An 18922-nucleotide genomic window follows, 5' to 3' on the forward strand; every position below is an offset into this window, starting at 1 on the left:
TCCTACATCTCCTCGGCTACGTAACTGCGAAGCCAGGTCCGGAAGTCCGGGCCCAGGTCCTCACGTTCGCACGCGAGCCTGACAATGGCACGCAGGTAGTCGCCGCGGTCGCCGGTGTCATAGCGGCGGCCCTTGAAGACGACGCCGTGCACGGGGCCGCCGACCTTCTCGTCCTGCGCGAGCTGCTGGAGGGCGTCGGTGAGCTGGATCTCGCCGCCGCGGCCCGGCTCGGTCTTGCGGAGTATGTCGAAGATGTGCGGGTCGAGGACATAACGCCCGATGATCGCGTAGTTGCTGGGCGCGTCCGCCGGGTCCGGCTTCTCGACCAGGCCCGTCACCTTGACGAGGTCGCCCTCGCCGGTGGTCTCGATGGCCGCGCACCCGTAGAGGTGGATCTGCTCGGGCTCGACCTCCATGAGCGCGATGACGCTGCCGCCGTGCTGCTCCTGGACCTCGACCATGCGGGCGAGGAGGGGGTCGCGGGGGTCGATCAGGTCGTCGCCGAGGAGCACCGCGAAGGGCTCGTGGCCGACGTGCGGCGCCGCACACAGGACGGCGTGGCCGAGGCCCTTGGGGTCGCCCTGGCGCACGTAGTGCATGGTGGCCAGGTCGCTGGACTCCTGGACCTTGGCGAGCCGGTTGGCGTCGCCCTTCTTCTGAAGGGCGGACTCCAGCTCATAATTGCGGTCGAAGTGGTCCTCGAGGGGGCGCTTGTTGCGGCCCGTGATCATCAGGACGTCATCGAGACCCGCCGACACGGCCTCTTCGACCACGTACTGGATCGCCGGCTTGTCGACGACCGGCAGCATCTCTTTGGGAGTGGCTTTGGTGGCCGGCAGGAACCGGGTTCCGAGGCCTGCTGCGGGGATGACAGCCTTGCTGATCCTGGGGTGCGACTCAGTCATGCGCGTAACCATATCCGGTGGCTATGAGCGCAATCTGTTGGTCCCGTTAAATAGCTCTCATATGAGCGCATAAGGAACGGTACGGAGTGAGCTGTGAGCCACGTGGGACGTGCGGCAGAGCCTGACAAGCGCATGTTGCGGCGAGGATTCCTCGCGGTGAGAAGCAGGTTGACACCCTACGACCTGCGAGAATCCGCCGGGGCCCTGGCCCTGCGGGCGATGGAGCTGCCGGAGCTGGCGCACGCGCGCACGGTGGCGGCGTACGTCTCCATGGGGAGCGAGCCGGGCACCCTCGCGCTCCTGGACGCGCTCCACACGCGCGGGGTGCGCGTGCTGCTGCCGGTCCTGCTGGCGGACAACGACCTGGACTGGGGCGCGTACGCCGGAGAGGGCTCTGTGGAGCGTGTCCAACACGGCGGCAGGATGGCTCTCTTGGAGCCGGCGGGCGCGCGGCTCGGCCCCGAGGCCGTCCAGGAGGCCGACGCCGTCCTGTTGCCCGGCCTTGCCGTGGACCGGCGCGGAATGCGTCTGGGGCGCGGCGGCGGCTCGTACGACCGCGTCCTGGCCCGCCTGGAGCGCGCGGGGGCCGATCCCGCACTGGTGGTGCTGCTGTACGACGCGGAGGTCGTGGAGCACGTCCCGGCGGAACCTCACGACCGTCCCGTACACGCGGTGGTGACGCCTTCGGGGGTGCGTCGCTTCGGCTGACGGGTCCGGGTGGACGAAAGGGCCCTCCATGCGTGCGTGGAGGGCCCTTTCACCTGTCGCCTTCAGTGACTCATGGTCGCGTTCAGTCACTCGTGGTCGCCGTCATCGGCTCACGGCTTGAGCACCAGGGTGTCGCTCGTGCTCTTGTCGACCGCGTTGCCCGAGAAGGACCACGGCAGCAGTTCGCCCTTGGCCCACTTGTCCGTCTGGTCGGTGTAGTGGGCGCTGTAGGCGTGCCCGGAGGCGCCGGAGAGGTTGATCCACTTCGACTTGTCGAAGTCGTCGAGGTTGACCACCATCCGCATGGACGGCACCCAGACCACTCCGTAGCCGCCCGCGGCGTTCCAGCCGGTCGCGTTGACCGTCGCCTCGCCGCCGCCGAGCTTCCAGGGGCCGCGGTTGAGCATGTACTGCAGGACGCCGGGACCTTCGGTGCCCAGGGTCTGGTTCTTCAGGAACAGGCGGTGCAGCCGGCCCCAGCTCCAGGTGTCCATGTCCTTGCCGAGCTTGGCGGTCAGCTCCCAGCGGGCGTCCTTCATGGCCCGCGCGAAGAGCTCGTCCCGGTTGTCGGCCGCCTTGTCGAGGCGCGTCTTGGGCGCCTTCCACCAGTCGTTGTTCGGGTCGTCAATGATCTTGCGGACCACCTCGAACCAGCGGTCGCCGCCGTCCGGCTGCGCCTGGTCCGCCTCACGCTGGCCGCACTCGCGCACCGTCTGGTTCTCGTCCGCGGGGCCGGTGGTGTCGACCGGGGCGACGTTCAGGCACTGGCCCTTGACCCGCAGCTCCTTGGGCAGCTTGTTGCCGAAGGCGAGCTTGAGGATGTTGCGCCAGGTCGCGTTGAAGTACGCGGCCGCCGCGGAGTCGGCGTCCTGGGTGTAGTCCCAGCCCTCCAGGAGCTTCTGCGCGTCGCGGACGTTCTTGTCGGCGACGTCGATCTTGAGCAGCTTGGGCACGATCAGCTTGGCGATCTCGCTGCTGTCGTCGAGCTGCATCTGGCGCATGTCGTCGGTCGAGATCTTGCCGCCGCCCTTGATCTTCGCCTCGATGAGATCGGTGATCCGCTGGCTGCGCGTCCCGTAGCCCCAGTCCGTGGTGAGCGTGTAGGGGTACTTGTCCTTGTCGACGACCGCCTGGTTGGCGGTCACGATGTAACCGCGCTTCGGGTCGTACTCGTAGGGCAGCTCGGACTGCTTGATGTAGCCGGTCCACTTGTACTTGGAGTCCCAGCCGGGCGACGGGAGCGAGCCGTCGTCGCCCTTGGCCCGGATCGGGATCTTGCCAGGCAGCTGGTAGCCGATGTGGTTGTTGGTGTCGGCGTAGATCAGGTTCTGCGAGGGCACGTCGAAGGACGCGGCCGCCGTGCGGAACTCGGTCCAGTTCGACGCCTTGTCCAGCTGGAAGACGGCGTCCATGGAGTTGCCCGGGTCCAGGGCGGTCCAGCGCAGCGCGATGGCGTAGCCGTCGCCGCGGTCGGGCGCCCCGCTGTCGACGGTGGCCTTCTTGCCGACCTTGACGAGTTCGTCGTCGCGGTCGGAGAGCAGCGGCATCCCGTCCTTGGTCTCCCGGACGACGATCGTCTTGTCGGCGCCGCCCGCGACCTTGATCGTTTCCCTGCGGGTCGTGAAGGGCAGCACCTTGCCGTCGCGCTCGTAGCCCTCGCCGGTGATCTTCTCCAGGTAGAGGTCGGTGACGTCGACCGCGGAGTTGGTCATGCCCCAGGCGATGTCCTGGTTGTGGCCGATGACCACGCCGGGCATGCCCGCGAAGGTGTAGCCGGAGACGTCGTACTGGCACTTGCTGGAGACGCTCGTGCAGTGCAGTCCCATCTGGTACCAGACCGAGGGCAGCGAGGCCGACAGGTGCGGGTCGTTGGCCAGCAGCGGCTTACCGGTGATCGTGTACTTGCCCGCGACGACCCAGGAGTTCGAGCCGATGCCGTTGCCGTTCACGCCGACGGCGGTGGGTACGTTGTCGAGCACGTTGTAGAGCTTGGAGAGCTGGCTCTGCAGGCCGTTGGGCGCGGTGGTGTTCCCCGCGAGGCCGGTGCCCGCCGTGGACTGCGTCCCGCTGCCCAGCGTCGTGCTGCTGCCCTGGACGTACGACCCCGTGACGCTGTCGTACTGGCCTTCCTGGGTGATCGTCTTGTTCCGGCCGTAGGGGTACTCCGGGTACAGGTCGGCGATCTGCTTCGGGCCCAGGCGGCTGGTCATCAGGGAGCGGTCGATCTCGTCCTGCATGTTGCCGCGCAGGTCCCAGGCCATCGCCTTCAGCCACGCGACCGAGTCGACCGGGGTCCACTCCTGGGGCTTGTAGTCGTTGGTGAAACCAAGGGCCGCGTACTCCAGGGAGATGTCCTTGCCGTCCTTGCCCTTCAGGTAGGCATTGACTCCCTTGGCGTACGCCTGGAGGTACTTCTTCGTGGAGGCCGACAGCTTCTTGTCGTACTCCTCCTTGGCGACCCGGTCCCAGCCCATCGTGCGCAGGAACTCGTCGTTCTTGACCTGGCCCGAGCCGAACATCTCGGACAGCCGGCCCGAGGTCATGTGACGGCGTACGTCCATCTCGTAGAACCGGTCCTGCGCCTGGACGTAACCCTGCGCCATGAACAGGTCCTCGTCGGACGAGGCGTAGATCTGCGGGATCCCGTTGCCGTCCCGCTTGACGTCCACGGGACCCGACAGCCCGTCGAGCGTGAGTGAGCCCTTGGTCTGCGGGAAGGAGGCACGGACGGTACTGACCCCCCAGTAGCCGCCATAGGCAACGCCTCCGAAGAGGGCCAGAACCAGGACGATCAGGAACAGTCGGGCCTTGCGCCCCTTCTTCCTGCCGGACTTGCCCGGCTTCTGGCCGGAAGAGGCGGTGGTGTTGGGGGGCATCGCTGTCCTTGCTGTCCTAACGCGAGCGGCAGGCGGTCCTGGAGTGCTGGAGCAACCATAGGCGCAGGGCCCGACGCGCCTTGACGCGGAGTCGGGTACAGGACGGACGAGCGTTCGATCTCGGCCCCTGGAGTGTCAAGAAAGCGTCAAGAGTTAGGTAAGGTAACGAAGTACTTGGACTCATGTACCGACTTCGGGTGTTCGGATCGACGTGCTGGGATCCACGCGTTCACCTCGATTCCACGCGTTGACCTCGACGCGATCACATCGAATCGACGCGTTCACATCCACACGTTCGAATCCAGTGCCCGGATTGGCGAGAAGGGAACAGCCGCTGACTGTCCACCACCTCAACCAGCTCCTGCTCGTCTGCTCGCTCGTTCTGCTAGTCGCGGTGGCAGCGGTTCGTATCTCTTCGCGCAGCGGGCTCCCCAGCCTGCTCGTCTACCTCGGCATAGGCGTCGCCATGGGCCAGGACGGGGTCGGCAACGTCCACTTCAACAACGCCGAACTGACGCAGGTCATCGGGTACGCGGCCCTGGTCGTGATCCTGGCCGAGGGCGGCCTCGGCACGAAGTGGAAGGAAATCAAGCCGGCCCTGCCGGCGGCCACCTCGCTGGCACTGGTCGGCATCGCGGTGAGCGTCGGAGTGACGGCCACGGCCGCCCACTACCTGATCGGCCTGGAATGGCGGCAGGCGCTCATCATCGGCGCGGTGGTGTCCTCGACGGACGCGGCGGCCGTCTTCTCGGTGCTGCGGAAAGTACCCCTCCCCGCGCGCGTGACGGGCATCCTGGAGGCCGAGTCCGGCTTCAACGACGCCCCGGTGGTCATCCTCGTCGTCGCGTTCTGCACGGCGGGCCCCGTGGAGCACTGGTACGTGCTGCTGGGCGAGATCACGCTGGAACTGGCCATCGGCGCGGCCATCGGCCTCGCGGTGGGCTGGCTCGGCTCCTGGGGGCTGCGGCACGTGGCGCTGCCCGCCTCCGGCCTCTACCCGATCGCCGTGATGGCGATCGCGGTCACCGCCTACGCCGCCGGCGCGCTCGCGCACGGCAGCGGCTTCCTCGCCGTCTACCTCGCGGCGATGATGCTCGGCAACGCCAAACTGCCGCACTGGCCCGCCACCCGAGGCTTCGCCGAGGGGCTCGGCTGGATCGCCCAGATCGGCATGTTCGTCCTGTTGGGACTGCTCGTCACCCCGCACGACATGGGCGACGACATCATGCCGGCCCTCGTCATCGGCCTGGTGCTCACCATGGTGGCGCGCCCCCTGAGCGTCGTGGTCAGCCTGCTGCCCTTCCGGATCCCGTGGCAGGAGCAGACGCTGCTGTCCTGGGCCGGCCTACGCGGCGCCGTGCCCATCATCCTGGCGACCATCCCGATGGTGAGCGGCATCGCGGAGAGCCGCCGGATCTTCAACATCGTCTTCGTCCTGGTCGTCGCCTACACCCTCATCCAGGGCCCCACGCTGCCCTGGCTGGCCCGCAAGCTGCGGCTGGGCGAGTCCGAGGGCGCCGCCGACCTCGGGATCGAGTCGGCACCCCTGGAGCGACTGCGCGGACATCTGCTGTCCGTCGCGATCCCGAAGGGCTCCCGCATGCACGGCGTGGAGGTGGCCGAGCTGCGCATGCCCTCGGGGGCCGCCGTCACCCTCGTCGTGCGCGACGGGACCTCCTTCGTGCCGCTGCCCACGACCGTCCTGCGACGCGGCGACGAGCTGCTCGTGGTGGCCACCGACCCGGTCCGGGACGCGGCCGAGCGACGGCTGCGCGCGGTGGGCCAGGGCGGCAAGCTGGCGGGCTGGCTGGGCCTCGCGGGCAACGGCACAGGACCGCACTCCCGACATTCAGGACAGTAAACGGGACATGAAGGGGCGATGTGCATTCGCAGGCGAACACCGTCATGGTGCTCACTTTCACAGGCACCGCAGCACTCGCCCCTGTACGATGAAGGCACACCTTGATCGAACCAACTCTGCCTGAAGCAGAGCTGGCGCGACCGTATGGCGGTCGCGACGCCCCCGCAGTGGGCGGCGCGGCATCTACCGCAGTTCCGCGCAAGAGGACAGCTCTCGGCGCCCCCCGCAGGGCGAGTGGGCCAAAGGGGTACGACGGTGTCGAGAGGTCGAACGCGCGGAGGCCCGAAGGGCTGAGCACGGTCGGCCTCCCGACACCGACCACAGCACCCCGGAGGCGAACCGCTCGACAAAGGGGGCCGCGCTACCAGGCGGCAGAAAGGCACGGGCCGTGGCATCCACGGTCACCTCCCGCCCCGGATACGGACAGCTGCTGCGCACCCGCGGCGCCTGGACGTTCCTGCTTCCCGGCTTCGCCGCACGTCAGCCCTTCGCGATGTTGACGCTCTCCCTCGTACTCCTCGTCCAGCACACCACCGGCTCGTACGGGGCCGCCGGCGCGGTCGCCGCCGTCACCGGCGTCTCCATGGCCCTGTTCGCACCCTTCACCGGCCGTCTCGCCGACCGCCACGGCCAGCGGGCCGTCCTGTTGCCCGGCGTCCTGGTGCACACCGTGGCAGGCCTCTCCCTGACGGCGCTGGCGCTGATGGACGCCCCCTTGTGGGCCCTTTTCCTCGCCGCCGTGCCGACCGGCGCCTCGGTGCCCCAGGTCGGGCCCATGGTGCGCGCCCGCTGGGGCGTGAAGCTCCAGGACTCGCCCCTGATGACCACCGCGGCGGCCTTCGAGTCCGTCACGGACGAGCTGACCTTCGTGTTCGGCCCGCTCCTCGCCACGGCGCTGTGCACCGCCGTCCACCCGGCCGCGGGCCTGCTGGCCGAGGCCGGGCTGACCCTGATCGGTGGTCTCCTCTTCGCCGCGCAGAAGAGCACCCAGCCCGCTGTCGCCGCCGCCGGGCACACGCGCGTGGAGCACGGTTCCGCGCTGCGGGTCCCCGGAGTGCGCGTGCTGATCGTGACCTTCCTGGGCATCGGCTCCGTCTTCGGCGGTATGCAGGTCTCGCTCGCCGCGTTCAGCGAGTCGATCGGCGAGCCCGGTCTGAACGGCGTCCTGTACGGCGTCTTCGCCGCGGGCAACATGCTCTCCGGCATCGTCTGCGGCGCCGTCGCCTGGAAGGTGGCCCCGCAGCGGCGGCTCGTCATCGGCTACGCCGCCCTGGCGCTCGTCGCGTCCGGACTGTGGGCCGCGCACTCCGTGGTCGTACTCGCCGCGATCGGCCTCCTGGTCGGCATGTGCATCGCTCCGTCCCTGATCACCGGCTACACGCTGGTCGAGGGCCTGGTCCCGGCGGGCGCCCGCACCGAGGCCTTCACGTGGCTGACCGGCGCCGTCGCGCTCGGCCAGGCGGCAGCCGTCACGGTCGCCGGACAGCTGGAGGACCGCCTGTGGAACGGTGCCGGATTCCTGGTGCCGATGGCCGGTACGGCACTGGCGCTGGTGACCCTGCTGGCCCTGCGTTCTCGGCTGGCCACACGGCCCACCGGGCGCACCGTCGCACGTGGCGTCGGTCACCGAGTGCCGCTGACAGTGGACTGATCTCGCGGAATACGTCACTATGGATCGTCGTTAGCACTCATTGAGTGAGAGTGCCAGGAGGAAGACAAGTGCCGACCTACCAGTACCAGTGCACCGAGTGTGGCGAGGGCCTCGAGGCGGTGCAGAAGTTCACCGACGATGCCCTGACCGAGTGCCCCAACTGCGGTGGACGCCTCAAGAAGGTGTTCTCGGCCGTCGGCATTGTCTTCAAGGGCTCCGGCTTCTACCGCAACGACAGCCGTGGCTCCTCGTCGAGCAGCTCGCCGGCCTCCAAGCCGTCGACCTCTTCGACGCCGTCCTCGTCGACGAGCTCGTCGTCCTCGTCGGACTCGAAGTCGTCGGGCAGCGGCTCGTCGAGCAGCAGCTCGGCCGCCTAGGACTTTCTCGCTGGGACCCTGTCGTCGTACGACGATGGGGTCCTCGGCTTTTTCGAGGGCGGGTTCCCCGGAGTTTCCGGACGACGGGGTCCTCGCCGCTTTCGGACGACGGGGTCCTCGCCGCTTTCGGACGACGGGGTCCTCGCCGCTTTCGGACGACGGAGTCCTCGCCGCTTTCGGACGACGGAGTCCTCGCCGCTTTCGGACGACGGAGTCCTCGCCGCTTTCGGAAAACAGGGGCCTCGCCGTTTTCGGAGGCAGATCTTCGAAGCCCGCTAATGTGATCGTCATGGCGAACGCAGAGATCGGTGTCATCGGCGGCTCGGGCTTCTACTCCTTCCTCGACGATGTGACCGAGATACAAGTCGAGACCCCCTACGGGCCGCCGAGCGACTCCCTGTTCCTCGGCGAGATCGCCGGGCGACGGGTCGCCTTCCTTCCCCGCCACGGCCGCGGCCACCATCTGCCGCCGCACCGCATCAACTACCGGGCCAACCTCTGGGCGCTGCGCTCCGTAGGCGCCCGTCAGATCCTCGGACCGTGCGCGGTGGGCGGACTGCGCCCCCAGTACGGGCCGGGAACGCTGATCGTGCCGGACCAGCTGGTCGACCGTACGAAGACGCGGACGCAGACGTTCTTCGACGGGCTGCCGCTGCCGGACGGCACCGTGCCGAACGTCGTGCACGTGTCGCTGGCCGACCCCTACTGCCCCGTCGGCCGCAAGGCCGCCCTCGAAGCGGCGCGCGGGCGTGACTGGGAGCCGGTGGACGGCGGCACGCTCGTGGTGATCGAGGGACCGCGGTTCTCCACCCGCGCCGAGTCGCTGTGGCACCAGGCGCAGGGCTGGTCCGTGGTGGGCATGACCGGCCACCCCGAGGCCGCGCTCGCTCGTGAACTCGAGCTCTGCTACACCTCGTTGACCTTGGTCACCGACCTCGACGCGGGCGCGGAGGCCGGCGAGGGCGTCTCGCACGACGACGTGCTGAAGGTGTTCGCGTCGAACGTGGACCGACTGCGGGACGTGCTGTACGACGCGGTGGCTGCCCTGCCGGGGAACGGGACGCGGGACTGTCTGTGCACGACGGCGCTGGGTGGCATGGACCCGGGTTTCGAGCTGCCGTGACGATGACCTCGACGGGCGCTCGGTGGGCACTGACGGGCGCCGAGGGGCACTGACCGGCGCTGACGGGCGCTGACGGGCGTTTCCACGCCGTGGAACTTCCCGTTCGGGTGGGGGAGTTGTCCACAACTCGTCGGTAGTCCACCGGCTCCGACGGGCTCCGCCGCGAGGCCTCATCGTGGGATCGCAAGCCGATCTCTCGTCGCAGGTGGTGGTCCCATGGCACAGCACGCTCCTCTTGTACGCCCGCCGGACACTGATCTCGTACGGGCGCCCGGCGCGGATCCCGTACGTCCGCCCGGTGTGGACGCGCCTCCGATCCGCGAGGTGCCGCAGTTCGCCCCCGTGCACGTGCGCGGCGGACGGTACGGGCTGCGGCGCCTGACCCGTCACAAGCGGCGGGCCGTGGCCGCGGGACTCGCCGTCACGGCGGCGGCTCTCGTGGCTGCGGGCCCCGGTGACGCCGGGCGGGCACGGGGCCATCCGACGACGGCTCCCCCGTCCACGTCCGCTTCCGCCCCCATGTCCCCTTCTCCCTCGTCCCCTTCCGCTACCGCGTCCGTGCGGGGGCGGGACACGGTGGAGACGGTGGCGGCGCCGGTGCGGATCGCCGACGCGGCCACGGTGCGGCTGCTCAGGCCGGGCGACCGGGTCGACGTGATCGCGGCGGACGGGGGCAGCGAGGGCCGCGTGGTCGCGGCCGGGGCGCGGGTGGCCGAGGTCCCGGACTTCGCCGCCACCGAGAGCGGGGCGCTGGTCGTCCTCTCCGTGCCCCGGGCCACGGCGGCGCGACTGGCGGGCGCGGGCACGACGGCACGGCTGGCGGTGACACTGTGTTGAACGCCGTGCGCAATGCCGTACTGACGGCCCTCCTCGATATCGAATCGGTGTCAACTCGCTCGATCGTGCTATCGAATTGGACAGGTCCGGCGGGCCCTGCCGTAGGTTGCGGAGCTGTTTGTTCCACAACTTGTGCAGAGGGGCCTCTTGGTGAGCGAGAAGAAGCAACCCGGTGTCTGGGAGGGCTTCAAGGCCTTTCTGATGCGGGGCAACGTCATCGACCTGGCCGTCGCGGTGGTCATCGGCGCGGCCTTCACCAACATCGTCAACTCGGTGGTGAAGGGCATCATCAACCCGCTGGTGGGTGCGATCGGCACACAGAACCTCGACAGCTACAGCTCCTGCCTCAAACCCCACTGCACCGGCACCGGGGACACGGCGACGGGCATACGGATCATGTGGGGCTCCGTGCTGGGCGCCACACTCAGCTTCGTGACCACCGCGGCCGTCGTCTACTTCCTGATGGTCCTGCCGATGTCGAAGTTCCTGGCCCGGCAGGCGGCCCGGCAGAAGGCGAAGGAGAGCACCCAGGAGGTCATCGAGGTGTCCGAACTGGAGGTGCTCAAGGAGATCCGCGACGCGCTGCTGGCCCAGCGCGGTTCGGGCAACAGCCAGAACTGACGGAGAAGACCGGGGACGGCCTACGGAAGCCCGGGGGCCGACGCCAGGCAATGAGGGCCGGGCTCGGACCCCGGAAACGCCCGGGCCGGCGGCGGGCTGTCGCCGTAGGGCTACGCAAGCCCGGCTGCCTGCTCCCGAGGCTCGCAGCCCGATCCCGGACCGTCGGCGTCAGGCTCGGAAAGCTCGGAGGTCCGCTCCGGACAGTCGGGCGCCCGCCCGGGAAGCTCGGAAGTCGACCCCGCACGATCCGGGCCGGGCCTGAGACTCTCGGGGGCCGTCTCCGCACGATCGCGGGCCGACTGAGGACGCTCGGAATCGTCCTTCGTTCTCTCCAGGCCGGGATCCACGACCGCGGATCCGGCCGCGGCAGCCTCGGGACCGGCGCTCGCCATGCCGGGCTCGGCGTCAGACGGCGCCGAGGTGCGGCGGCTCAGAGGTGGTGCGGCGGCTTCTCGTCGAGGAACCGCTTCAGGTCCGCCACGCTGTCACCGTCACCGCCGGACTGCTCGCCCCATCCCCGGTCCGTGTCGTCCGAGGACTGCTGGCTCAGCGGGTCGTCGAAGATCAGCGCGGACTTCGGATCGCGCGGTGCGGACGCGTCACGCGGTTCGGAGGCGGAGGCGGGGGCGGGGCCGGTACTCATGCGCACCAGCGTACGCCGAGGGATCCCCGGCCCACCCCGGTGCGGCCGCGTCCCGCGGCCGTCAACCCGAGCGACCTGGACTCTTTTCTGCTGTGCTTGGCCGTATGACGTCCAGCGCCGCTTCCGAACCCACCCCGACGCCCAGGACGGCCCGACTCGGGCCCCTGCGCAGAATGACCGCCCGGAGGAGGGACGAGGCGCACCGCGTCGCGTCGCCGCTGGAGCTCTTCTTCGACTTGTGCTTCGTCGTGGCCATCGCCCAGGCGGGCGGCGAGCTGGTGCACGCCGTGGCGGCGGGACACGCGGGCGAGGGCATCCTCAACTACGCGATGATCTTCTTCGCCATCTGGTGGGCGTGGATGAACTTCACCTGGTTCTCCTCGGCGTACGACAACGACGACGCGCTCTACCGGGTCGTGACGCTGGTGCAGATCGCCGGTGTCCTGGTCCTCGCCGCCGGGGTGTCGCGGGCATTCGAGAACCATGTGTACCTGGCCGTCTGGCTCGGCTACGCGATCATGCGTTTCGCGCTGATCGCCCAGTGGCTGCGGGTGGCCCGCGGCACGGAGGGCCCCGAGAGAACCATGGCGCTGCGGTACGCGGGCGGTGTGCTGCTGTGCCAGGTCGGCTGGCTGGGGCTGCTGGTCCTGCCGGAGCCCGGGCGTCCCTGGGTGTTCCTGGTGATGGCGATCGCCGAGATGTGCGTCCCCGCGTACGCGGAGAAGGACTTCGTCACCTCCTGGCATCCGCACCACGTCTCCGAGCGGTTCGGCCTGTTCACGATCATCGTGCTGGGCGAGACGATCGCCGCGTCGACGATGGCCGTGAAGTCGGCGGTGGACGAGCACGACGCGCTGGGCGAGCTGTTGCCGATCGCCGCAGGCGGACTCCTGATCGTCTTCTCCGCCTGGTGGATCTACTTCGTGGTACCCATCCACGGGCACCTGCGGTCCAAGGCCCACGCGTTCCTGTGGGGATACGGCCACTACCTGATCTTCGCGTCGGCGGCCGCGATCGGCGCGGGCCTGGAGGTCGCGGTCGAGCAGGCGGTCGGCAAGACACAGATCGCGACGCTCGCCGCGTCCGCCGCGGTGACACTGCCGACGGCGCTGTACTTCCTCACGGTGTGGCTGTTGCACGCGCGCCATTTCAAGATGGGCATCACAGAGCAACTCGTCCTGCCGACGACGGCGTTGCTGGTGATCCTGTGCACCTTCCTGCGCAGCTGGGCGGTGCTCGCGGCCGGCGTCGTGGCGGCGCTGTCGGTGACGGTCGGAGTCGCCCTGACGGCACGGATGGTCACAACGAAGGGGGCGGGGACCGCGGGGCGGGAAACACTGGAGACATGACAGTTGACGCTCTGACGGATGTCGCTGGGCTGCGCGTGGGGCACGCGACGCGTACCGGCGACGGTTGGCTCACCGGCACCACGGTCGTGCTCGCCCCTGCGGGCGGCGCCATCGCGGCCGTGGACGTACGCGGTGGCGGACCCGGCACCAAGGAGACCGACGCGCTCGACCCGCGCAACCTGGTGCAGAAGGTGGAGGCGGTCGTACTGACCGGCGGCAGCGCGTACGGGCTGGACTCCGCGTCCGGGGTGATGGCCTGGCTGGAGGAGCGGGGCCGGGGGGTGCGGGTGGGCCTCGACCCGGCGCACGTCGTGCCGGTCGTGCCCGCCGCCTGTGTCTTCGACCTGGGCCGCGGCGGCGATTTCCGGGCGAGGCCGGACGCGGCCACGGGCCGGGCCGCGGTCGAGGCTGCCGACGCGAGCGGGCCGGGTGCGCCGGTGCCGGAGGGTTGCGTGGGCGCCGGGACGGGGGCGGCGGTGGGGCGGATCAAGGGGGGGATCGGGACGGCGAGCGCCGTGCTCGACTCGGGGATCACGGTGGCCGCGCTGGTGGTGGCCAACGCGGCGGGTTCGGCGGTGGATCCGGAGACGGGGGTGTTGTACGGGGAGTTGCTGCGAGACGGTCGTACGGCCTATCCCTCCGCCGAGGTCCACGAGGCGGCGCGGCAACGGCTCGCCGAAGCCGCCGCGAAGAACGCGCCTCCCCCGCTGAACACCACGCTCGCCGTCGTCGCCACCGACGCCGACCTCACCCGCGCCCAGGCCCACAAGCTCGCCGGCACGGCCCATGACGGCATCGCCCGCGCCGTCCGCCCGGTCCACCTCCTGAACGACGGCGACACGGTCTTCGCCCTGGCCACGGGCGCCCGCCCGCTCACTCCCGACCATCCCCTGGCCCTCAACGAGATCCTCGCGGCGGGCGCGGATCTGGTGACCCGGGCGATCGTCCGCGCGGTACGAGCGGCCGACCCGGTGGACGGACCGGGCGGGGTGTGGCCGTCGTACGGGGAGCTGTACGGGAGCGCCTAGGGCGGGTCCTGGTCCGTGGTTCCGGGTGTTCCACTGCCCTCACCGACGTCAAGTCGCGCCAGGGGGAGGGGGAGTTCGTCGTGGGCCGGTGGGTGATTGTCCCGGTTCTGTCACGCGACGGTGTTGGGCCGGGGACGGCGGGAACCCTTCGCGGCACCGCTCGCTCTCTATCCACGCACTGGAGCGGATCACGCACATCACGAGAAACTGGAGTAGCCCGTGACAACGCCGAACATGACAGCGCGGCGCGCACTGGGGGCCTGTGCCGCCCTGATGGTCGGCGCCCTCACCCTGACCGGCTGCGGCGGCAACGCCAGCGCCGAAGCCAAGGGCGGCAAGGACAGCGGCAGCTCGGCCAAGACGTCCACGGCGAAGATCGTCATCTCGGCCAAGGACGGTGCGACGGACGCGTCCATCAACGCGACCGGCGTGAAGGTCAGCGACGGCAAGCTGACCGAGGTGAAGATGACGGTGTCGGGGTCCGGGACGGCGGTGGCGGGGGCGATCACCGCGGACGGGACCGGCTGGAAGCCGACGGCGCAGTTGGAGCGCGGGACGAAGTACCAGATCTCGGCGACCGCGAAGGACGCGAACGGACGCACGGCCGCCGCCAACTCCATCTTCACGACGGTCTCCTCGAGCAACAGCTTCATCGGCACGTACACGCCCGACAACGGCACCACGGTCGGCGTCGGAATGCCGGTGTCGTTCAACTTCGACAAGGTGATCAGCAACCAGAAGGCCGTGCAGTCGCACATCACGGTCACTTCCAGCAGCGGGCAGCAGGTGGCCGGGCACTGGTTCGGCTCGCAGCGGCTCGACTTCCGGCCCGAGACGTACTGGAAGGCCGGTTCCAAGGTCACGATGAAGATCGACCTGGACGGCGTCGAGGGCGCGAACGGTGTCTTCGGGGTGCAGAAGAAGACGGTCACCTTCACCGTCGGCCGCTCCCAGGTCTCCACGGTCGACGTCAACACGCAGACCATGACGGTCGTGCGTGACGGCAAGACGCTCAAGACGGTGCCGATCTCGGCGGGCAGCCCGGAGCACACCACGTACAACGGTCAGATGGTGATCTCCGAGAAGTTCGTCCAGACCCGGATGAACGGCTCGACGGTGGGCTACGGCGGCGAGTACGACATCCCGGACGTGCCGCACGCGATGCGACTGACGTCTTCGGGAACGTTCATCCACGGCAACTACTGGTACAACCGCGGGAACCCGCCCTTCGGGCAGCAGGGCACCAGCCACGGATGTGTCGGTCTCGCCGACGTACAGGGCGCGCAGGGCGACACCAGCGCGAAGTGGTTCTACGACAACTCTCTCGTCGGGGACGTCGTGGTGGTGAAGAACTCGCCCGACAAGACCGTCTCGCCGGACAACGGACTGAACGGCTGGAACATGTCCTGGAGTGCGTGGACCGCGGGAAGTACGGTCTGACCTGGGGCCGTTGACGTCACGGCGGGCCGCGCGGGAACTTGCCGCGCGGCCCGCTCGTTTTCTGTCCGTACGTTTTCTCGGTTCGCGGGATTGATGTCCGACCGAGGGGCTACGGTATGCACCCACAAGGTGACATGCAGCAACGCCGGGAGAAACCTTGAGCGTTCCGTACGAGACAGCAGCGTACGAACCACCCGAGTCGCCCGAGTCTCCGGAGGAGCACCTCGAGCGACTCCTCGGCCGTGCCCTGAACTCCTTCGAGCTGCCCGACGAGACGATAAGGCGGCTCGACTGCGCACTGGCGCACGACAGTTCGCTGCACTCCGCGCACCACAGCGCGGGGCTGCACCGCGAGACGTACCGGCACACCTGGCTGCTCGCCGACGGCTCGGCGGTCACGCTGTGGGAGCTCGTGCACAACACGGCGCCCGGGAGCGAGCCGCAGCACGAGGTGTATGTCGACGAGGAGGAGCTGCGCGCCGCCACGGCCCGGCTGCCGCTGCCGCCGGACGCGCCGGACTTCGAACTGCCCGTGATGGTCCATCCGTCACCGGTCCCCGAGCCGCGGCACGTCTATCTGACGGACGACTCGGCGGATCACGCGCGGCGGCTGCTGCGGCGGGCGGAGAACGCGGACCGGCCGGGGGCCGACATCACGACGCCGCTGCTGCGCACCGCGTTCGCGCACCAGATCACCCAGGCCTTCGGGCGCCCCTGCCGGGCGGGCCAGGTCGGGCTGTGCTTCTCGCTCTACGAGCACGCGTTCCTGCTCCGCGACGGCCAGGAGATCTCCCTGTGGGAGGTCGAGCACACGGCGACGCCGGACGGCCGGCACATGTGCGAGGTCTATCCGACGGAGCACGCGGCGCGGGCCGCCATGGAACGCCGGGCGGCGCGGCTCGCCTAGAGCCTGGCGTAGTGAGCCGAACACCCATTTCGTCGGGGGGATCCCTCGTTCGTCGGGGCGGAGCCCTCGTTCCTCAGGGGAGCCCCCGTTCGTCAGGGGCGGCTGTCGCTGAACTGACGTACCAGGCCCGCGAACGCGGTGCGCTCCTCGGGGGTGAGTTCCACGGTCTCCGCGGCGGGGCCGGACCGGCGCTGACGCGGCATGGCGCGGAGCATCTGCCCATGGTGGCGCACGGCGGCCCCGGTGCGCGCGCGGCGCAGCAGGCGGGACAGGCCGACGACCCAGATGACGGTCGCGAGGGCGAGGACGGCCACGCCCATCAGCTGGAGGATCGACACATGCTCAGGCATGCCCTCCAGTAGACACCACGGTCCGGGACTTTGGCCCCGGACCGTGACGTATCTCGCAGATGCCCTAAAAGGGCGAGTAGTTGGCCGTTCAGGCCGCGACCGGCTCCTTGGAGTCGACCTTCGCCGCTATCGCGGTGTCGGCGACCCCCGCACCGGTCCCCTCGGGGGCCTGCTTGCGCATGCCCTTCAGGACGACCACCAGGGCGGTGGTGACACAGACACCGGCCGCGATGGCGATCAGGTAGAGGAACGGGTTGCCGATCAGCGGGACCACGAAGATGCCGCCGTGCGGGGCCCGCAGCGTGGCGCCGAAGGCCATCGACAGGGAGCCGGTGACCGCGCCGCCCACCATGGCGGAGGGGATCACGCGCAGCGGGTCGGCCGCCGCGAACGGGATCGCGCCCTCCGTGATGAAGGAAGCGCCCAGGACCCAGGCCGCCTTGCCGTTCTCCCGCTCGGTCCGGGTGAAGAGCTTGCCGCGCACGGTCGTGGCGAGCGCCATGGCCAGCGGCGGGACCATGCCCGCCGCCATCACGGCCGCCATGATCTTCATCGCCGAGTCACTGGGGCTCGCGACCGCGATACCGGCGGTGGCGAACGTGTACGCGACCTTGTTGACCGGGCCGCCGAGGTCGAAGCACATCATCAGGCCGAGCAGCGCGCCGAGCAGGACGGCGTTGGTGCCGGTGAGGCCGTTGAGCCAGTCGGTCATGCCCTTCTGCGCGGAGGCGATGGGCTTGCCGATGACCACGAACATCAGGAACCCGACGATCGCCGCGGAGATCAGCGGGATCACCACCACCGGCATGATGCCGCGCAACGCCGGCGGGATCTTCACCTTCTGGATCCCGATCACCACACCACCGGCGATGAGTCCGGCGGCCAGACCTCCGAGGAAGCCCGCGTTGATGGTGAGGGAGATCGCGCCGCCGACGAAGCCGGGCACGAGACCCGGGCGGTCCGCCATGCCGTAGGCGATGTAGCCGGCCAGGACCGGGACGAGGAAGCCGAAGGAGACGACGCCGATCTGGAAGAACAGCGCGCCCCAGCTGTCCGCCTGCAGCCACATGAAGTGGTCCACGACCGACGGCGCCTTGTTGATCTTGTAGCCGCCGATCGCGAATCCGAGGGCGATCAGCAGACCGCCCGCGGCGACGAACGGGACCATGTAACTGACGCCGGACATCAGCCACTTGCGGAGCTTGGTGCCGTATCCCTCGGTGGAGTCGCCGGAGCGCTCCACCGGCGTACCGGGGGCGGAGCCCGCGCTGACCTCGCCGCGCGCGGCCTTGCCACGCACCTCGGTGATCAGCTCGGCGGGCTTGTTGATGCCCGCCTTCACGCCGACGTCGACGGTGGGCTTGCCGGCGAACCGGTCCTTGTCCCGTACGGGCACGTCGTGCGCGAAGATCACACCGTCCGCGGCCGCGATGACCGCCGGGTCGAGCCGGGTGAAGCCGGCCGAGCCCTGCGTCTCGACGACGACCTCGACGCCCGCCTCGCGGCCCGCGTTCTCCAGCGACTCGGCCGCCATGTAGGTGTGCGCGATGCCGGTGGGGCAGGAGGTGACGGCGACGATCCGGAACGGACGCTCACCGGAGGCTCCGGCGTCCGCGGTGGTGTCGCTCGTGGTGCCCGTGGCGGTGTCGGCGGAGGCCGCCGCCGACACCGCCACGGAGTTCTTGGAGCCGTCAGCGGACTCGGTGCCCTCGGGTGCGGTCGAGGCCGCGGCCGCCGGGGACTCGTCCCCGCGGATGAGCGCGGCCGCGGCCGCCGCGTCGTCCACGGCCCGCAGCGCGGACGTGAACTCGGCGTTCATGAGCTGACGGGCCAGCGACGACAGGATCGTCAGATGCGCGTCGTCGGCGCCCGCCGGGGCGGCGATCAGGAAGATCAGGTCGGCGGGGCCGTCCGGCGCGCCGAAGTCGATCCCGGCCGCGCTGCGCCCGAAGCCGAGCGTCGGCTCGGTGACGTGAACGCTCCGGCAGTGCGGGATGCCGATCCCGCCGTCAAGGCCGGTGGGCATCTGGGCCTCGCGGGCGGCCACGTCGGCGAGGAAGCCTTCGAGGTCGGTCACCCGCCCCAGGGTCACCATGTGCTCGGCGAGGGCGCGTGCCGCCGCCTCTTTGGTCTCGGCGGACAGGTCGAGATCGACCAGGTCCGCGGTGATCATCTCGCTCATCGCGGGCTCCTTCGCACGCGTATCGCCCGGGGGAAGTCGTGGGCGGGGGTGGGGACGGGGGTGT

Annotated in this window: 16 protein-coding genes; 11 read left to right on the forward strand and 5 right to left on the reverse strand. The window is 69.7% G+C overall.

Annotated elements, in window-relative coordinates; translation table 11 throughout:
* Positions 1-2 precede the first annotated feature (2 nt).
* Positions 3-905 (reverse strand): UTP--glucose-1-phosphate uridylyltransferase GalU, encoded by a 903-nt coding sequence (gene galU / locus AAFF41_RS21410; RefSeq protein ID WP_319749023.1) that lies wholly within the window; start codon positions 903-905, stop codon positions 3-5.
* Between the two features lie 132 nt (positions 906-1037).
* On the opposite strand from galU, the gene AAFF41_RS21415 reads away from it, so the two are divergent.
* A complete protein-coding gene (locus tag AAFF41_RS21415) occupies positions 1038-1613 on the forward strand; it encodes a 5-formyltetrahydrofolate cyclo-ligase (protein ID WP_415925890.1) in 576 nt (191 codons plus the stop codon).
* Positions 1614-1723: 110 nt separating this feature from the next.
* Here the strand turns inward: AAFF41_RS21415 and AAFF41_RS21420 are convergent, their stop codons facing one another.
* The gene (locus AAFF41_RS21420) at positions 1724-4489 is read right to left on the reverse strand and encodes a penicillin acylase family protein (RefSeq protein ID WP_319749025.1); all 2766 of its coding nucleotides are present in this window, start codon (positions 4487-4489) and stop codon (positions 1724-1726) included.
* Between the two features lie 304 nt (positions 4490-4793).
* On the opposite strand from AAFF41_RS21420, the gene AAFF41_RS21425 reads away from it, so the two are divergent.
* The 6 genes from AAFF41_RS21425 to mscL all read left to right on the forward strand — a co-directional run bounded on the left by AAFF41_RS21425 (position 4794) and on the right by mscL (position 10959).
* On the forward strand, positions 4794-6350 hold the full coding sequence (locus tag AAFF41_RS21425) for a potassium/proton antiporter (RefSeq protein ID WP_388406776.1): 1557 nt from the start codon (positions 4794-4796) through the stop codon (positions 6348-6350).
* A gap of 388 nt (positions 6351-6738) precedes the next feature.
* Positions 6739-8001, forward strand: a complete 1263-nt coding sequence (locus tag AAFF41_RS21430) for an MFS transporter (protein ID WP_343324441.1) — start codon at positions 6739-6741, stop codon at positions 7999-8001.
* Positions 8002-8069: 68 nt separating this feature from the next.
* Positions 8070-8378 carry an FmdB family zinc ribbon protein gene (locus AAFF41_RS21435; RefSeq protein ID WP_319749027.1) on the forward strand — a complete coding sequence of 103 codons (309 nt, stop codon included), beginning with the start codon at positions 8070-8072 and terminating at the stop codon, positions 8376-8378.
* 289 nt (positions 8379-8667) lie between these two features.
* The gene (locus AAFF41_RS21440) at positions 8668-9501 is read left to right on the forward strand and encodes an S-methyl-5'-thioadenosine phosphorylase (protein ID WP_319749028.1); all 834 of its coding nucleotides are present in this window, start codon (positions 8668-8670) and stop codon (positions 9499-9501) included.
* Positions 9502-9717: 216 nt separating this feature from the next.
* Positions 9718-10338 carry a CpaB family protein gene (locus AAFF41_RS21445; RefSeq protein ID WP_319749029.1) on the forward strand — a complete coding sequence of 207 codons (621 nt, stop codon included), beginning with the start codon at positions 9718-9720 and terminating at the stop codon, positions 10336-10338.
* A gap of 150 nt (positions 10339-10488) precedes the next feature.
* Positions 10489-10959, forward strand: coding sequence for a large conductance mechanosensitive channel protein MscL (gene mscL, locus AAFF41_RS21450; protein ID WP_319749030.1), 471 nt, complete (start codon positions 10489-10491; stop codon positions 10957-10959).
* A 430-nt stretch (positions 10960-11389) separates the two neighbouring features.
* On the opposite strand, the gene AAFF41_RS21455 is transcribed toward mscL, so the two are convergent.
* Positions 11390-11602, reverse strand: coding sequence for a hypothetical protein (locus AAFF41_RS21455; RefSeq protein WP_319749031.1), 213 nt, complete (start codon positions 11600-11602; stop codon positions 11390-11392).
* 104 nt (positions 11603-11706) lie between these two features.
* Between AAFF41_RS21455 and AAFF41_RS21460 the strand changes: the two genes are divergently transcribed.
* From AAFF41_RS21460 to AAFF41_RS21475, 4 genes are all read left to right on the forward strand, one after another.
* Complete coding sequence (locus tag AAFF41_RS21460; RefSeq protein WP_319749033.1) at positions 11707-12951, forward strand: low temperature requirement protein A; 1245 nt, start codon at positions 11707-11709, stop codon at positions 12949-12951.
* Positions 12948-13979, forward strand: a complete 1032-nt coding sequence (locus tag AAFF41_RS21465; RefSeq protein WP_319749034.1) for a P1 family peptidase — start codon at positions 12948-12950, stop codon at positions 13977-13979. The genes AAFF41_RS21460 and AAFF41_RS21465 overlap by 4 nt, the downstream gene beginning before the upstream one ends.
* A 234-nt stretch (positions 13980-14213) precedes the next feature.
* Entirely contained in the window at positions 14214-15419 is a 1206-nt protein-coding gene (locus AAFF41_RS21470) for a L,D-transpeptidase (protein ID WP_415925889.1), read from the forward strand.
* 157 nt (positions 15420-15576) lie between these two features.
* Positions 15577-16326 (forward strand): DUF6227 family protein, encoded by a 750-nt coding sequence (locus AAFF41_RS21475; protein WP_054233085.1) that lies wholly within the window; start codon positions 15577-15579, stop codon positions 16324-16326.
* A 92-nt stretch (positions 16327-16418) separates the two neighbouring features.
* Here the strand turns inward: AAFF41_RS21475 and AAFF41_RS21480 are convergent, their stop codons facing one another.
* Both AAFF41_RS21480 and AAFF41_RS21485 read right to left on the reverse strand, forming a co-directional pair.
* On the reverse strand, positions 16419-16676 hold the full coding sequence (locus tag AAFF41_RS21480; protein WP_319749036.1) for a hypothetical protein: 258 nt from the start codon (positions 16674-16676) through the stop codon (positions 16419-16421).
* A gap of 88 nt (positions 16677-16764) precedes the next feature.
* Positions 16765-18858 carry a PTS fructose transporter subunit IIABC gene (locus AAFF41_RS21485; protein ID WP_343324442.1) on the reverse strand — a complete coding sequence of 698 codons (2094 nt, stop codon included), beginning with the start codon at positions 18856-18858 and terminating at the stop codon, positions 16765-16767.
* Positions 18859-18922 lie beyond the last annotated feature (64 nt).

The sequence above is a fragment of the Streptomyces mirabilis genome (assembly GCF_039503195.1).
Classification (GTDB): domain Bacteria; phylum Actinomycetota; class Actinomycetes; order Streptomycetales; family Streptomycetaceae; genus Streptomyces; species Streptomyces mirabilis_D.

Coding starts and splice junctions, on each gene's coding strand:
- AAFF41_RS21415 (WP_415925890.1), top strand. CDS start 1,038: ATGTTGCGGCGAGGATTCCTCGCGGTGAGAAGCAGGTTGACACCCTAC.
- AAFF41_RS21480 (WP_319749036.1), bottom strand. CDS start 16,676: ATGCCTGAGCATGTGTCGATCCTCCAGCTGATGGGCGTGGCCGTCCTC.
- AAFF41_RS21485 (WP_343324442.1), bottom strand. CDS start 18,858: ATGAGCGAGATGATCACCGCGGACCTGGTCGATCTCGACCTGTCCGCC.
- AAFF41_RS21455 (WP_319749031.1), bottom strand. CDS start 11,602: ATGAGTACCGGCCCCGCCCCCGCCTCCGCCTCCGAACCGCGTGACGCG.
- AAFF41_RS21420 (WP_319749025.1), bottom strand. CDS start 4,489: ATGCCCCCCAACACCACCGCCTCTTCCGGCCAGAAGCCGGGCAAGTCC.
- AAFF41_RS21460 (WP_319749033.1), top strand. CDS start 11,707: ATGACGTCCAGCGCCGCTTCCGAACCCACCCCGACGCCCAGGACGGCC.
- galU (WP_319749023.1), bottom strand. CDS start 905: ATGACTGAGTCGCACCCCAGGATCAGCAAGGCTGTCATCCCCGCAGCA.
- AAFF41_RS21465 (WP_319749034.1), top strand. CDS start 12,948: ATGACAGTTGACGCTCTGACGGATGTCGCTGGGCTGCGCGTGGGGCAC.
- AAFF41_RS21470 (WP_415925889.1), top strand. CDS start 14,214: ATGACAGCGCGGCGCGCACTGGGGGCCTGTGCCGCCCTGATGGTCGGC.
- AAFF41_RS21440 (WP_319749028.1), top strand. CDS start 8,668: ATGGCGAACGCAGAGATCGGTGTCATCGGCGGCTCGGGCTTCTACTCC.
- AAFF41_RS21445 (WP_319749029.1), top strand. CDS start 9,718: ATGGCACAGCACGCTCCTCTTGTACGCCCGCCGGACACTGATCTCGTA.